The sequence below is a fragment of the Rhodococcus sp. YH1 genome, from assembly GCF_009939605.1.
Lineage (GTDB): Bacteria > Actinomycetota > Actinomycetes > Mycobacteriales > Mycobacteriaceae > Rhodococcus > Rhodococcus aetherivorans.
Map to the genome: position 1 here is coordinate 59,574 of NZ_WVTE01000288.1, position 13,953 is coordinate 73,526.

The following is a 13,953-nucleotide window of genomic DNA, read 5'->3' on the forward strand; positions in this document are numbered from 1 at the left end:
ACGCGGCGCACCAGGGGGTAACGCCGAATCATGAACACACGACGTACAACCTTGATCGCAGGCGTGTCCCTGACCGCACTCGTCGCCGCCGGATGCGGCGGCGACGACGCCTCGACGGACAACCAGGCCACCGTCGAGACGCCTCCCGCGTCTTCGGAAACGACGACCACCGGCATGCCCACCCCCCTGCCCGGCACGGATGGAGTGGCCTTCCAGCTGCCCGGGGAAGGTGGTGGCGACGACAACGCCTACACCTACGACGAAGCCGCCGTCCCGGTGGGGTCGACCGTGACCGTCGAATCCGAAGAGGAAGACGGCCGCACGACGGTCACGCTCAACGCAACCGGTCTTGCGCCCACCCGCGACTTCGGCGTGCACGTACACACGCAGCCGTGCGGGCCACAACCGTCGGATGCGGGGCCGCACTATCAGAACAACGTGGACCCCGCGGCCACCCCGCAATCTTCGTCGACGGATCCGGCCTACGCGAACCCCCGGAACGAGATCTGGCTCGACATCACCACCGACGGCGACGGCAACGCCCAGACGTCGACGACGGTCGACTGGGCGGTCCGCGACGGCGAGGCCGCATCCGTGGTACTCCACGCGCAGCGCACCAGGACCGGTCCCGGCGAGGCCGGCATGGCCGGTGATCGCCTGGCCTGCATCGACGAGAACTTCTGACGAACGCCGGCGGTCCTGGAACCGCCCGGCCGCACGCGGCACCGCAGGTGGTGCAGCGACGGTCGCCGACACCGCCCCGAGGTGCGGGGTCGATGCCCCATACCGACGTATGGAGATGCGCGCAGGTACGGTGCATCCATGCGCGCGCGCCCCTATGCCACCACCAGCCCCACGCGTCTCGCCGCGGCCCTGCTCGAGGTCGCGGCGCGGATCGGGCTCGACGGCGCCAGCGTGCGCGAGGTGGCCAGCCATGCAGGTGTATCGATCGGCGCCGTGCAGCACCACTTCCCTACCAAGGACGAGATGCTCGCCTACTCGTTCCGCTCGCTCGCCGAACGGGTGCTGACGCGGCTGAGCACCGTCGACCCCGACATCGATCCGGCGCGCACCCTGTTCGCGGCGCTGAGCCAGCTGCTGCCGCTCGACGACCAGCGCACCGCCGAGGCGCATGTGATGGCGGCGTTCACCGTGCGGGCCGCGACGTCGCCGTCGTTGAGCACGATCCGGCACACGACGCTGTTCACGATGCGCACCGCGGTCTCCGCCGTCCTGATCCGGATGGGCACCGCGGAGCCCGAGACCCGGGCGGCGCTCCTGCTGGCCGCGGTCAACGGCCTGGCCCTCGACGCCGTCGCCAGCCCGGAGCTGTATCCGCCGGAGTACCTCACCCACGCGCTGCACACCCAGATCCAGCTGTCGCTCGACGGCGCCGACGCCCACTGATCGCCTTCGAAAATGCCTGTGGCCGAATGTCACACGCGTTCGATCTGATCGACGCGATGTGACATTCGGCCACACACACAGGGGGTGGGTCAGCGGGCGGTCCAGCCGCCGTCCATCGTGTAGGAGGCGCCGGTGACCATGCCGGCGTCGTCCGAGGCCAGCCACGCGACGAGGGAGGCCACCTCCCCGGGTTCGACGAGCCGCTTGATCGCCGGCTCGGTGAGCAGCACGTCGGCGAGCACTCGCTCCTCGTCGATGTCGTGCAGCCGGGCCTGGTCGCTGATCTGCTTCTCCACCAACGGCGTTCGCACATAGCCCGGGTTGACGCAGTTGCTGGTGACGCCGCGCGGACCGCCCTCGAGGGCCGTGACCTTCGACAGCCCCTCGAGGCCGTGCTTGGCGGTGACGTACGCGGACTTGAAGGCCGACGCCCGCAGGCCGTGCACCGACGACACGTTGACGATGCGCCCGAATCCCCGGTCGTACATGTGCGGCAGGGCCGCCTTCACGAGGAGGAAGGGCACCTCCACCATCAGGGTCTGGATCCGGCGGAAGTCGGTGAGGGCGAACTCCTCGATCGGGCGGACGACCTGGATGCCGGCGTTGTTGACGAGGATGTCGACCTCGAGCCGGAGCCCGTCGAGCTGGTCGGTGTCGAGCAGGTCCACCGCCCACGCCTGCCCGCCGATCTCGTGGGCGAGGGTCTTGGCGGCGACCTCGTCGACGTCGGCGACGGTGACCTGCACGCCGCGGGCGCCCAGTTCCCGGGCGCACGCCGCCCCGATGCCGCCGGCGCCGCCGGTGATCAGCGCGGTGCGGGCACTCATGCGGACACCGCCGTCTTCTCGGCGCCGACGGCGCGGGCATCCGCGGCATCGATGTCGCGCAGGCTGATGCCCTTGGTTTCGCGGGCGGCGACGACGGCGATGATCGTCACCACGGACGCCACGGCCAGGTAGATCGCGATGGGCACAGCGCTGCCGTAGCGGCTGAGCAGCGCGGTCGCGATGATCGGCGCGAGCGAGCCGGCGACGATGGAGGTCACCTGGTAGCCGAGCGAGACACCCGCGTAGCGCATGCGGGTCGGGAACATCTCGGCCATGATCGCGGGCTGGCCGGCGTACATGAAGGCGTGGAACACCAGTCCGATGACGATGGCGGACATGACGAGGGCGTTGTGCCCGCTGTCCATCATCGGGAAGGCGAAGAAGCCCCACGTGCCGGCGGTGACGGCACCGACCATGTACACCGGGCGGCGGCCGAAGGTGTCGGACAGGCGCCCGACGACGGGGATGATCGCGAAGTGCACGGCGTGCGCGGCGAGCATCCACCACAGGATGGTGGAGGTGTTCGCACCGACGACCACCTTGAGATAGGTGATCGAGAACGTGACGACGAGGTAGTACATGACGTTCTCGGCGAAGCGCAGACCCATGGCGGTGAACACGCCGCGCGGGTATCGCTTGACGACCTCGACGACGCTGTACGAGCTGGACTTGATCTGCTCGGCCTCACGCTGGGCCTCGAGGAAGATCGGCGCGTCGGTGACCTTGGTGCGGATGTAGTAGCCGACCAGCACGATGACGGCCGACAGCCAGAACGCGATACGCCAGCCCCACGAGAGGAACGCCGCGTCGGACAGCGTGGTGGTCAGGATCAGCAGGACGACGGTGGCGACGAGATTGCCCATCGGCACGCCGGCCTGCGGCCACGACGCCCAGAAGCCGCGCGAACGGTTGGGGCTGTGCTCGGCGACGAGCAGCACCGCCCCGCCCCACTCGCCGCCCACGGCGAAGCCCTGGACGAAACGCAGCGTGACGAGCAGCGCGGGCGCCCAGTAGCCGATGGCACCGAAAGTGGGCAGACAGCCCATGAGGAAGGTGGCGACGCCGACGAGCACGAGGCTGGTCTGCAGCAGCTTCTTGCGGCCGAACTTGTCGCCGAAGTGGCCGAACACGACGCCGCCGAGGGGTCGCGCGACGAAGCCGACGGCGTAGGTGACGAACGCGGCGATGATGGCGTCGAGCTCGTTGCCGTTGTCGGGGAAGAAGACCTTGGAGAACACCAGGGTGGCGGCGGTGCCGTAGAGGAAGAACTCGTACCACTCGACGACGGTGCCGGCCATCGACGCGCCGACGACCTTGCGCAGGCCCGAGGCGGGGGTCTCGTCCGGTGTACGGCCGTCGGGCCGTGCCTGTTCGACGCTCATGGGTTCGTCCTCCTCGGTTCGACTGTGACGGGCAACACTTCTGAACGCATGTGCCGAGTATTGATGCACAGATCTGCATGCACAATGACGCGATCCGCAGAGTAGATCTGCAAGAATGCACACATGAGCGCTCCGTCGGCCGATGACCTGCTGGTTCTGCTGGCCGTCGGCCGCACGGGCCGCTTCACGACCGCCGCCGACGACCTCGGCGTCAACCACACGACCATCGCCCGTCGTATCGCGGCGCTGGAGAAGAGCCTCGGCGGGCGCGTGCTGGCCCGCGCGTCGGGCGGATGGGAGCTCACCGAGCTCGGCCGCTCGGCCCTCGCCGCGGCCGAGCGGATCGAGGCCGCCGTCGCGGGGCTGGCCGGACCCGACGGGGACCGCGGGCTCGAGGGCGTCGTCCGGGTCTCGGCGACCGACGGCTTCAGCGCCTACATCGCGGCCCCGGCCGGTGCGCTGGTGCGGCGACGGCACCCGGGCGTGGCGGTGGAGATCGTCGCGGCCACGCGTCGCGCGTCGCAGCAGCGGTCCGGCCTCGACCTCGAGGTGGTGGTGGGACGCCCCCAGGTGCACCGCGCCGAGGCGCACCGGCTGGCCGACTACACCCTCGGCCTGTACGCGGCGCGGGACTACGTCGCCGAACACGGTGCCCCGACGACGGTGCGTGAGCTGAGCCGTCACCCCCTGGTGTACTTCATCGACTCGATGCTGCAGGTCGACGACCTGGACCTGGCCCGTCGCATCGCCCCGGACATGCACGAGTCGGTGAGCTCGACCAACGTGTTCGTCCACGTCGAGGCGACCCGCGCCGCGGCCGGGCTCGGGCTGCTGCCGTGCTTCATGGCCGACCGGCACGCCGACCTGGTGCGGATCCTCCCCGGGGAGGTGGAGGCGCGGCTGAACTACTGGATGGTGGCGCGGTCGGAGACGCTGCGCCGGCCGGAGGTCGCCGCCGTCGTCGCGGCGATCCGCGAGACCGTGCACGCCCAGCGCTCCGTCCTGCTCGGCCGGCCCGTCGCGTGACCCACCGGCGTGCAGGTGACCGAATGTGACATCACGCTCGATAGTCTGACCAAATGTCACATTCGGCCGGGGACGCGCGGGTGGGGGCCGGCCGGTTCGCCCCGAGCCCGTCGGGCGACCTGCACCTCGGAAACCTGCGCACGGCGGTCCTCGCGTGGCTGTTCGCCCGGAGCACCGGGCGGCGGTTCCTGATCCGCGTCGAGGATCTGGACCGGGTCCGGCCCGGCGCGCAGGAACGTCAGCTCGCCGACCTCGCCGCGCTGGGCCTGGGCTGGGACGACGAGGTGGTCCACCAGTCGCGGCGGCTGCCCCTCTACGACGCCGCGATCGCCCGCCTCACCCGCGCGGGCCTGACCTACGAGTGCTTCTGCACGAGACGCGAGATCCAGCATGCGGCGTCCGCGCCGCACGCCCCGCAGGGCGCCTATCCGGGAACGTGCCGGAACCTCACCGAGGCCGAACGGGAGGCGAAACGGGCGTCGGGGCGGCCCGCCGCGCTGCGCCTGCGGTCCGGCGCCGCCACCTTCACCGTGGCGGACGAGGTGCACGGCAGCTTCACCGGTGTCGTCGACGACCTCGTGCTGCGCCGCGGCGACGGCATCCCGGCCTACAACCTGGCCGTCGTCGTCGACGACGCGGCACAGGGCATCGACCAGGTGGTACGCGGCGACGACCTGCTCACCTCGGCACCGCGGCAGGCCTATCTCGCGGCGCTGCTCGGGCTTCCGGTACCCACCTATGCGCACGTGCCGCTGGCGCTGAACGTGCACGGCAAACGCCTCGCCAAGCGCGACGGTGCCGTCACGCTCACCGACCAGGCGGCGCTGGGCCACACCGCGGCCGACGTGCTGAGCCGGATCGCGGTCTCGCTCGACCTGGCGGACAAGGACGAGCCCGTCACGCCGGAGCTGCTGCTCGAACGATGGGATCCGGCCCGGCTCCCGCGGGAGCCGTGGGTGTACGACGGCAGCTGGTGACCGGTATCGGTGCAGCGCGACAGCCCTGCGGGGTCCGCGCGGCCGGCACCGCCGCGTAGTCCGGTTCGCGCCGGTCGTCCGGCTCGCGGAAGTTCCGGTGATCGTGCAATTCGGGCGCGTCGGACGTAGTGTGCGCAGTCGACAACGCGATTGGCTCCACCCTCCCACCGAGAAGGATCCGATGACGACCGGCGGTTACGACCCCAGCAAAGAGCCCAACAACCAGGGCGGCGAACCCAACCCCCCGCAGGGCGGCTACCCCCCGCCTCCCGGCAACTACCCGCCCCCCGGCAACTATCCCCCGCCCGGGAACTATCCGCCCCCGCCCGGCAACTACCCGCCTCAGGGCGGCTACCCGCCCCCGCCGGGCAACTACCCGCCTCAGGGCGGCTACCCGCCCCCGCCCGGCAGCTACCCGCCCCCGCCCGGCAACTACCCCTCGGGCGGTAGCCAGTACGGCGGATTCGGCGCCCCCACGCAGCTCAACGTGGGTGACGCGATCGGCTACGGCTGGAAGAAGTTCAGCCAGAACGCGGGCGTCTGGATCGCGTTCGTCGTCGCGGCGGCGCTGATCCAGTTCGTGATCAACGTGATCTTCGGCGGCTTCGACACGAACGAACTGACGGCGCTCAGCATCATCGGCGCGATCGTCAGCGTGTTCGTCAGCATCCTGATCCAGGCTGCCTACGTGCGCGGCGCGCTGCACGAAACCGACGGCAATCGTCCGTCGTTCGGCTCGTTCTTCCAGTTCGAGAACATCGGCGCCGTGGTGGTCGCGAGCCTGCTCGTCTCGCTCATGACCGTGGTCGGTTTCATCCTGCTGATCATCCCCGGCTTCATCGTCATCTTCCTGACCTGGTGGACGCTGCAGTTCGTCATCGACCAGAACCAGCAGCCGGTGGACGCGATCAAGTCCAGCTTCCGGGCCATCTCGTCCAACGTGGGACCGCTGCTGCTGCTGGCGCTGGCTCTGGTCGGCATCAACATCCTCGGCGCCATCCCGTGCGGCCTGGGTCTGCTCGTCACGATTCCGCTGACGATCATCGCCTCCACCTACGCCTACCGGGTGACCACCGGCCGCGGCGTCGCGCCCTGACGGACCCGGGCGTTCCACGACGCGGCACGTTACGAACAAGAGGAACAAGATGACCACCGGGGGCTACGAGTCCAATCCCGATCCGCAGGATCCGAACAAGTACCCGGGCGCGCAGCCGTACGGCCCACCGCCCGGGTACGGTCCGCCCCAGGGTTACCCGCCGCAGGGACCGAACTACGGCGGGCCCCCGCCCGGCTATGCCCCGCCGCAGGGCCCGCCGCCGCAGTACGGCGCTCCCCAGTACGGCGCTCCCCAGTACGGCGCTCCGCAGTACGGTGGCGCCCAGTACGGTGGCGCACCGCAACAGCCCGGCCCGCAGTACGGGCCGCCGCAGTACGGGAATCCGGCCGGGTACGGACCGCCGCCCGGATACGGCGCCCCCGGCGGCTACCCGCCTCCACCCGGCTTCGGTCCTCCCCGCGCGCAGATCAACATCGGCGACGCGCTGAACTACGGGTGGCGCAAGTTCAGTGAGAACGTCGGCGGCTGGCTGAGCCTGGCCGGTGTGATCGTCGTGGCCGCTCTCGTGTTCGGTGCCCTGATGTTCGGCGTCGTGATGGCCTCGACCACGACGGACCGCTACGGCTACAGCACGGGCATGTCGGGCGTCGGGATCGTCGTGATGATCGTGCTGATCGTCGCGTTCGTCATCGGCATGCTCGTCGTCCAGGCGGCCGCGGTGCGCGGGGCCCTGTACGAGCTGGACGGGCACAAGCCGGCGCTGAAGGACTTCTTCCGCGTCGGCAGCCTCGGTCCGATCCTGCTCGTCTCCCTGCTCATCGCGGTCGGCACGTTGCTCGGCTCGCTCGTCATCGTCGGCGGCATCATCGTCGCCTTCCTGACCGTGTGGGCGCTGCATTTCGTCATCGACCAGCGGCAGGACGCGGTCACGGCGATCAAGTCGAGCGCGTCCGCCGCCGCGGCCAACGTGGGGCAGCTGATCCTGCTGTGGCTGGTGCTGTCCGCGATCAACTTCGTCGGCGCGCTGCTGTGCTACGTCGGCCTGCTGGTCACGGTGCCCGTCACCACCATCGCCTACGCATACGCGTACCGGGTCGTCACGGGCGGACGGGTAGCCCCCTGACGGCACGTCACGGAGCCCCCTGACGGCACGTCGCCGGCCCCGATCCAACCGGGTCGGGGCCCGCGTCCTTTTCGTCCGTTCTTCGCCTTCCTCCGGTCCGAGTGCTTGGATGGCCGGGTGACAGAGCACGTGCAGACCCAGCAATCCGACCATGCGCACTTCGCCCGCGTGGTCCGCAGCTACTACCCCGGGCTGGTGGCCCTGTTCACGGCGGTGCTCATCATCTCCAACGTCGCCGCCAGCAAGGGCGTGGCCTTCTTCGGCGACGCCGAGTGGGCGCTCGGCCCGCTGCAGGTCCTGCCGATCATCACCGACGGCGCGTTCTTCCTGTTCCCGCTCGCCTACATCGTCGGTGACGTCCTGAGCGAGGTGTACGGCTTCGCCGCGACCCGTCGCGCGGTCTACTACGGCTTCGGTGCGGTGGCGCTGGCCGCGTTGTGCTTCTGGATCGCCCAGCAGCTGCCGCCCGCCGACTTCTACGAGAATCAGGCCGCATTCGAGGCGGTCCTCGGGGTGGTGCCGCGGCTGCTGCTGGCCGGCCTCGCCGGCTACCTCGTCGGGCAGCTGCTCAACTCCTACGTGCTGGTGCGCATCAAGGAGGTCACCAAGGAGAAGCACCTGTGGGCGCGGCTGATCGGCTCCACCGTCGTCGGCGAGTTCGCCGACACGCTCATCTTCTGTGCGATCGCCGCCGGCGTCATCGGCATCACCACGTGGGCGGACTTCGTGAACTACGTGGTGGTCGGGTTCCTGTGGAAGACGCTGGTCGAGGTCGCCGTCATGCCGGTCACCTACGCGGTCATCGCGCACGTGAAGCGGCGCGAGCCGACCTACGCCGAGTGAGCGCCGCGACCGGTCCAGTCGTCCGCGGCAGCCGTCGTGGACGACGGTGGAGTTCGCGAACCCTCACTCACCGCCGCGCGTAGAACCGGCCCAGGGTCTCGGCCTTGTGTTCCTCGAGGTACCCGCCGTCGATGGCGGCGCGGATCTCGTCGACGAGGCGCACCGTGAACCGCTCGTTGTGGATGGTGCACAACGTGGACGCCAGCATCTCCTTCGCCTTGAACAGGTGGTGGATGTACGCGCGCGTGTAGTGCCGGCAGGTGTAGCAGTCGCAGTCCTCGTCGATCGGGGTGAAGTCGCGGCGGAACCGGCTGGTGTTGATGTTGAAACGCCCGTCCGGGTGGTAGATCGCCGCGTTGCGCGCCACCCGCGACGGGTTCACGCAGTCGAACGTGTCGACGCCGTGCTCGATCGCGACGAACATGTCGTCGGGCTCGCTGATGCCGAGCAGGTGCCGGGGCTTGTGCTCGGGCAGTTCCTCGGTGCACCAGCGGACGATGGTGCCGAGGTTCTGCTTCTCGAGCGCCCCGCCGATGCCGTAGCCGTCGAAGCCGCGGCCCGACTCGCCGACGATCGATTCGAGCCCGCGGCACGCCTGCCGGCGCAGGTCCTCGTACTGCGCGCCCTGCACCACCCCGAACAGCGCCTGGTACGGACGGTGGGCGCGCTGCGCCGTGAGCTTCTCGTGTTCGGCGATGCACCGCACCGCCCACGCCTGAGTCCGTTCGACGGACTGTTCCTGGTAGCCGCGGGTGTTCATCAGGGTGGTCAGCTCGTCGAACGCGAACATGATGTCGGCGCCGAGCTGATGCTGGATGCGCATCGACACCTCCGGGGTGAACCGGTGCCGGGAGCCGTCGAGGTGGGATTTGAAGGTGACCCCGTCGTCGTCGACGTGCGCGAGCCGCTCCTTGCCTTCGGCGATGACGTCGTCGGACCGCACGCCCACGGCATCCATCGCCAGGACCTTCTTGAAGCCGACCCCGAGGGACATCACCTGGAATCCGCCGCTGTCGGTGAAGGTGGGCCCGTCCCAGTTCATGAACTTACCGAGCCCGCCCGCCTCGTCGACGATGTCCGACCCGGGCTGCAGGTACAGGTGGTACGCGTTGGCGAGCAGGGCCTGCACCCCGAGTTCCTTCATCGCCTCGGGCAGGACCGCCTTGACCGTCGCCTTGGTGCCCACGCCGACGAACGCCGGGGTGTGGATGTCGCCGTGCGGGGTGTGGATCGTGCCGGTGCGTCCGAGTCCGTTGGCGAGCCGGGTGCCGACGGTGAAGAACGGGTCGGGCGGGGTGGGCACGGCGGAAGCGGTGGCACTGGGGTCGGTCACGTCGGTATCCAATCACGATGTCCGATCAGGGCGCCGACGGCAGCCGCACGGCGAGCGCGAAGACGGCGACACCTGCCAGCGCGAGCACCGTGCCGACGGCGGCCGGCGCGGTGTAGCCGAAGCCGGCGGCGATCACCGCGCCCCCGATCCAGGCGCCGAACGCGTTGGCGAGGTTGAACGCCGCGTGGTTGAGGGACGCGGCCAGGGTCTGTGCGTCCTCGGCGACGTCCATGAGCCGGATCTGCAGTCCCGGGCCGACCGCGGCGCACCCGGCTCCCAGCAGGAACACCATCGCCAGGGCCGTGTACGGGTTGTGCGCCGCCGCGACGAACACGGCCAGCAGCACCGCCAGCGTCGTCATGGTCGTGAAGATGCCCGGTACCAGGGCCCGATCGGCGACGCGGCCGCCGACCACGTTGCCGACGACCATGCCGATGCCGAAGAGCATCAGGGCGACCGGAACCAGCCCCTTCGAGACGCCGGCGACGTCGGTCAGGGTGGTGCTGATGTAGGTGTACACGGCGAACACGCCGCCGAAGCCGATCATCGCGACCGCGAGCGTCATCCACACCTGCTTGCGCCGCAGGGCACCGAGTTCGGTGCTCACGCTGGTGGTGCGGATCGCCAGGGCGGGCACCCAGGCGGCGATCGCGGCGACGGTGACCGTGCCGATCACCGCCACCAGCGCGAACGCGGAGCGCCAGCCCAGCGCCATGCCGAGCCACGACGCGACGGGCACCCCCACCACGTTCGCGACGGACAGGCCCATCATCACCAGCGCCACCGCCCGGGCGCGCTGCCCGCGACCGGCCAGATGCGCGGCCACCAGCGCGGCGACCCCGAAGTACGCGCCGTGCGGCAGACCGGCGACGAACCGGGACGCGACGAGCAGTCCGTAGTTCGGCGCGAGCACCGTCGCCGCGTTGCCGACGGTGAACGCGATCATCAGGGCGATCAGCAACGTCTTGCGCGGGAGCCGGGCCGTCAGCGCCGCGATCAGCGGCGCACCGACCACGACCCCGGCGGCGTACGCCGACACCACGTGCCCGGCGGTGGGCTCGGAGACTCCGAGACCGGTCGCGATGTCGGGCAGCAGGCCCATCGCCACGAACTCGGTGGTGCCGATGCCGAACCCGCCGAGGGCGAGCGCCCACATCGCCCGGGCGCGCCCCGGCCGGGCGTCTGCTGCCGGCGCGGCCGCGGGGGCGTCCGCCGGTACTGCGGAGTCGGGTGGGCATACGGATGCCGTCGTCGTCATGAGCGGGAACCTTCGAATAGTGCGGGATGCGCTGGATCTTGTCGGCGTGCGAACCAGCCGAGTCTCCATTGTCTTGCACACGCCGACCCGACCTCGAATCGAGCGGACGTGAGTTCGGCCACCCCCGGCACGAGTCGCGCCTTGCGAAGGATCGGTCCACGACCCGCCGCGCCCGAGACGGCGTGAGCAGATCGCGCGCCGCGGGCCGGCTACCGCACCTGCAGCGACGTTATCCAATATCGTTCTGCGACAAAGGTTTCGGATACCGCTACGACCGGCACAGCCGCGGCCGAGTTCACCAGTCCGCGCCGGCCCGTTCGGATGCGCGCAGCCGGAGCACCCCGTCGTCGATCCGGTACCGATTCATCGTCGTCAGGGCGGGTGCGTACACGTGGATGCTGACGGCCGGAGAATTCGTGTCGTTCGTCACCTCGTGGACGTGGTCGGCGTCGAAGCCGCGGGCCATACCCGCACGAATCCTCTTGCGTGACAACGCTACTTCGACTCCATCGAGACCCCCGACCGCCGGGGTGCAGACGGTGGTCTCCGTCAGCACACCCTGCGCCACCGCGAAGGCGCCCGCGCTGTCGCCGTGATCGTGGATTTCGGTTCTCTGCCCGGGCAGCCATGAAAGCAGCCACACTTCGTGGTTGTCGGCAACGGCCAGTCGCGTGTACCAGCGCTGCTGCTCGTCGAATCGAACGATCGGCATCCAGCGGCCGGGATCGTTCGTGATCCGCAGGGCGAGGGAGGTGAGGTCGGCGCGCGTCGGCAGGGCATACGTGGAGAGCATCGAAGAGTCCTGGAATGAGGAGGCACGGGCGTGCCCGGGCCGGGCTGGGCGGAGACGGATTCAGCGACGACAGCCGGGACACGACTCGGCGGCACGGGCCGACGCCGTGCACAGTCCGCGCTGCCGCGCGCTCACCGAGAATGTCACGACGACCATGCCACCCCGGCCGGGTCCGCGTGTCAAGGGTTCTGCGCAGGCACTTTCGCGAAGAAGCGGGCCGGATTGTCCGTCCGCAGGCGCATGCCGGCGGAACCGCCGAGCACCAGCGGCCGCGCGTAGGGACGATCGGAGCCGAGCAGCACCCGGTCCTCGCCCAGGCATGCGGTCACCGCCGCGACGACCTCCCGCCCGTACGACGACGTCTCCACGTAGACCCCCGGCCCGGGAACATCGCCGGGCCCGCCGCGCACCGCCATCCGATCGGCGTGCAGCGGAGCCAGGCCGGCGAGCATCGCGAACAACACCCGCAACGCCGGGAACCGGCGCGCCCCGAACTCGTGCCAGGCGAACCAGGCGGTGTGCATCTGGGTCACGTACGACACCATCGCCGGCCACCATGCCGGAGCGCCGGGCGCCGACGCCGGGCCGGGATGCACGAACAGCGGCTTGCGCGCCCGCTCGAGTTCCGACAGCAGCGGCGCACACCGGTCGAAGCCCGCCGGGTCGGCCAGGGCGGTCGCCGGCAACTGCAGGCCCACGCACCCGGCCGCGAGGACGTCGCGCAGTGTCTCCGGATCGGGCTCGGTGACGCCGGCGGCGGCCCACACGCCGAACCGGTCGGGCAGGCCCAGCGCCCCCTCGTGATAGGCGTCGAGCAGCGGCCGGGCCTCCTCGGCGGGCAGTTCCTCGATCCCGAGGGGGCTCGACAGCGACACCAGCGCCAGATCGATTCCGTCCCGGACCGCCAGGGCCGTCCGCGCGGGGATCGAATGGTCTGCGGGGTCCACCCGGTACGGCGGTTCCCCGGGCAGGTGCAGCGTCCAGCCGTCGAGCCGGGGCGCGGCGCTGCGCGCCCGGAGGGCGTCGACGAAGGACGCCGGCCACACATGTTGATGCACGTCGACGCGGGGACGTCGCCTCATGCGTCCACGTTCGCCGCCGCGGCCCGCCGTGTCAACCGTCCTCGCATCCAGGCGACGAACCGGGCCGTCGAGCGACGCGGCCCCGGCGCGACCGATCCGCCCTGCGCTCGCTCGACGCCGGACGCACCCCGGCACTAGCCTGGGACCGAGCGTGTCCGCCGACCGCCGGAAGGAGCACCCCGTGCCTCCCCACTGCGATTCCATGGACGGTCCCGTCGTCAAGGCCGCCGAGGCGGCGCTGGGCGACGACAACGTCGAGCTGATCCTGCCGTTCGTGCCCGCCGACGCCGAGGACGAGGTGCGCACGGCGTTCGAGCGGGCGACGGCGGCGCGGGCGGAGGGCCCGATCGCCCACGAGGTGGCCGATCTCTACTTCTTCGACACGGTGGTCCGGCTGCACCGCGCGGGCGAGGGCGCCCCGTTCACCGGTGTGAAGCCGGCCGGCGGCGACGTCGGGCCCGTGATCCCGCTCGCCGAGGACGCGATCGAAACGGGCTCGGTCGAGAAGCTCCACGCGTTCCTGTCCGCCGAGCTGCACCGGCAGCTGCAGTCCCGGCTGGATCGGATTGTCGCTCTGACCGACGCCGTGACGACCGCCGAACGGCGGGAGTACACCGAGGCGATGCTCGGCCTGCAGGTGTACAGCCATCACCTCTACAAGAGCATGCACAGGGACCCGCACGAGGGCGGGCACTCGCACGGCTGATCCGGGGCACCGACGGTCACATCGGCATCATGTGATGCAGTCACATCGGCATCATGTGATGCAGTCACATCGGCATCATGTGATGCAGTCACATCGGCATCATGTGATGCAGTCACATCGGCATCATGTGATGCAGTCA

General features: G+C 70.3%; 14 protein-coding genes. 8 read left to right on the top strand and 6 right to left on the bottom strand.

The annotated features are described in order from the left end of the window. Nucleotides 1-30: 30 nt before the first annotated feature. Nucleotides 31-684 carry a superoxide dismutase family protein gene (locus AIIKEEIJ_RS30420; protein WP_161997244.1) on the top strand — a complete coding sequence of 218 codons (654 nt, stop codon included), beginning with the start codon at nucleotides 31-33 and terminating at the stop codon, nucleotides 682-684. A 138-nt stretch (nucleotides 685-822) separates the two neighbouring features. Then, nucleotides 823-1,407, top strand: a complete 585-nt coding sequence (locus AIIKEEIJ_RS30425; RefSeq protein ID WP_029547085.1) for a TetR/AcrR family transcriptional regulator — start codon at nucleotides 823-825, stop codon at nucleotides 1,405-1,407. A gap of 89 nt (nucleotides 1,408-1,496) precedes the next feature. Here the strand turns inward: AIIKEEIJ_RS30425 and AIIKEEIJ_RS30430 are convergent, their stop codons facing one another. Together AIIKEEIJ_RS30430 and AIIKEEIJ_RS30435 are read right to left on the bottom strand one after the other, a co-directional pair. Beyond that, nucleotides 1,497-2,234, bottom strand: coding sequence for a 3-hydroxybutyrate dehydrogenase (locus AIIKEEIJ_RS30430; RefSeq protein WP_161997245.1), 738 nt, complete (start codon nucleotides 2,232-2,234; stop codon nucleotides 1,497-1,499). Beyond that, a complete protein-coding gene (locus tag AIIKEEIJ_RS30435; protein WP_006943064.1) occupies nucleotides 2,231-3,616 on the bottom strand; it encodes an MFS transporter in 1,386 nt (461 codons plus the stop codon). Before AIIKEEIJ_RS30435 ends, AIIKEEIJ_RS30430 begins: the two co-directional genes overlap by 4 nt. A gap of 123 nt (nucleotides 3,617-3,739) precedes the next feature. On the opposite strand from AIIKEEIJ_RS30435, the gene AIIKEEIJ_RS30440 reads away from it, so the two are divergent. The 5 genes from AIIKEEIJ_RS30440 (at nucleotide 3,740) to AIIKEEIJ_RS30460 (ending at nucleotide 8,642) form a co-directional block, all read left to right on the top strand. Beyond that, nucleotides 3,740-4,642: a LysR family transcriptional regulator gene (locus tag AIIKEEIJ_RS30440; RefSeq protein WP_006943063.1), complete on the top strand. Its 903-nt coding sequence runs from the start codon at nucleotides 3,740-3,742 to the stop codon at nucleotides 4,640-4,642. 53 nt (nucleotides 4,643-4,695) lie between these two features. Beyond that, nucleotides 4,696-5,619 (top strand): tRNA glutamyl-Q(34) synthetase GluQRS, encoded by a 924-nt coding sequence (gene gluQRS / locus AIIKEEIJ_RS30445; RefSeq protein WP_043799040.1) that lies wholly within the window; start codon nucleotides 4,696-4,698, stop codon nucleotides 5,617-5,619. Between the two features lie 181 nt (nucleotides 5,620-5,800). Beyond that, nucleotides 5,801-6,715: a membrane protein gene (locus AIIKEEIJ_RS30450; protein ID WP_029547082.1), complete on the top strand. Its 915-nt coding sequence runs from the start codon at nucleotides 5,801-5,803 to the stop codon at nucleotides 6,713-6,715. 49 nt (nucleotides 6,716-6,764) lie between these two features. Beyond that, nucleotides 6,765-7,799 (top strand): hypothetical protein, encoded by a 1,035-nt coding sequence (locus tag AIIKEEIJ_RS30455; RefSeq protein ID WP_065923164.1) that lies wholly within the window; start codon nucleotides 6,765-6,767, stop codon nucleotides 7,797-7,799. Nucleotides 7,800-7,916: 117 nt separating this feature from the next. Then, nucleotides 7,917-8,642, top strand: coding sequence for a queuosine precursor transporter (locus AIIKEEIJ_RS30460; RefSeq protein ID WP_006946396.1), 726 nt, complete (start codon nucleotides 7,917-7,919; stop codon nucleotides 8,640-8,642). A gap of 67 nt (nucleotides 8,643-8,709) precedes the next feature. Here the strand turns inward: AIIKEEIJ_RS30460 and tgt are convergent, their stop codons facing one another. The 4 genes from tgt to AIIKEEIJ_RS30480 form a co-directional block, all read right to left on the bottom strand. Continuing rightward, a complete protein-coding gene (gene tgt / locus AIIKEEIJ_RS30465) occupies nucleotides 8,710-9,975 on the bottom strand; it encodes a tRNA guanosine(34) transglycosylase Tgt (protein ID WP_006946397.1) in 1,266 nt (421 codons plus the stop codon). A 25-nt stretch (nucleotides 9,976-10,000) separates the two neighbouring features. After that, entirely contained in the window at nucleotides 10,001-11,233 is a 1,233-nt protein-coding gene (locus AIIKEEIJ_RS30470) for an MFS transporter (RefSeq protein WP_443217127.1), read from the bottom strand. A 295-nt stretch (nucleotides 11,234-11,528) separates the two neighbouring features. After that, nucleotides 11,529-12,026 (bottom strand): cysteine dioxygenase family protein, encoded by a 498-nt coding sequence (locus AIIKEEIJ_RS30475; protein WP_161997246.1) that lies wholly within the window; start codon nucleotides 12,024-12,026, stop codon nucleotides 11,529-11,531. A gap of 179 nt (nucleotides 12,027-12,205) precedes the next feature. Beyond that, nucleotides 12,206-13,108, bottom strand: coding sequence for an amidohydrolase family protein (locus AIIKEEIJ_RS30480; protein WP_080688518.1), 903 nt, complete (start codon nucleotides 13,106-13,108; stop codon nucleotides 12,206-12,208). A gap of 181 nt (nucleotides 13,109-13,289) precedes the next feature. Here AIIKEEIJ_RS30480 and AIIKEEIJ_RS30485 point away from each other — a divergent pair, with 181 nt between their 5' ends. Next, nucleotides 13,290-13,814, top strand: a complete 525-nt coding sequence (locus tag AIIKEEIJ_RS30485; protein WP_006946403.1) for a DUF6448 family protein — start codon at nucleotides 13,290-13,292, stop codon at nucleotides 13,812-13,814. The last annotated feature ends 139 nt before the right edge of the window (nucleotides 13,815-13,953 follow it).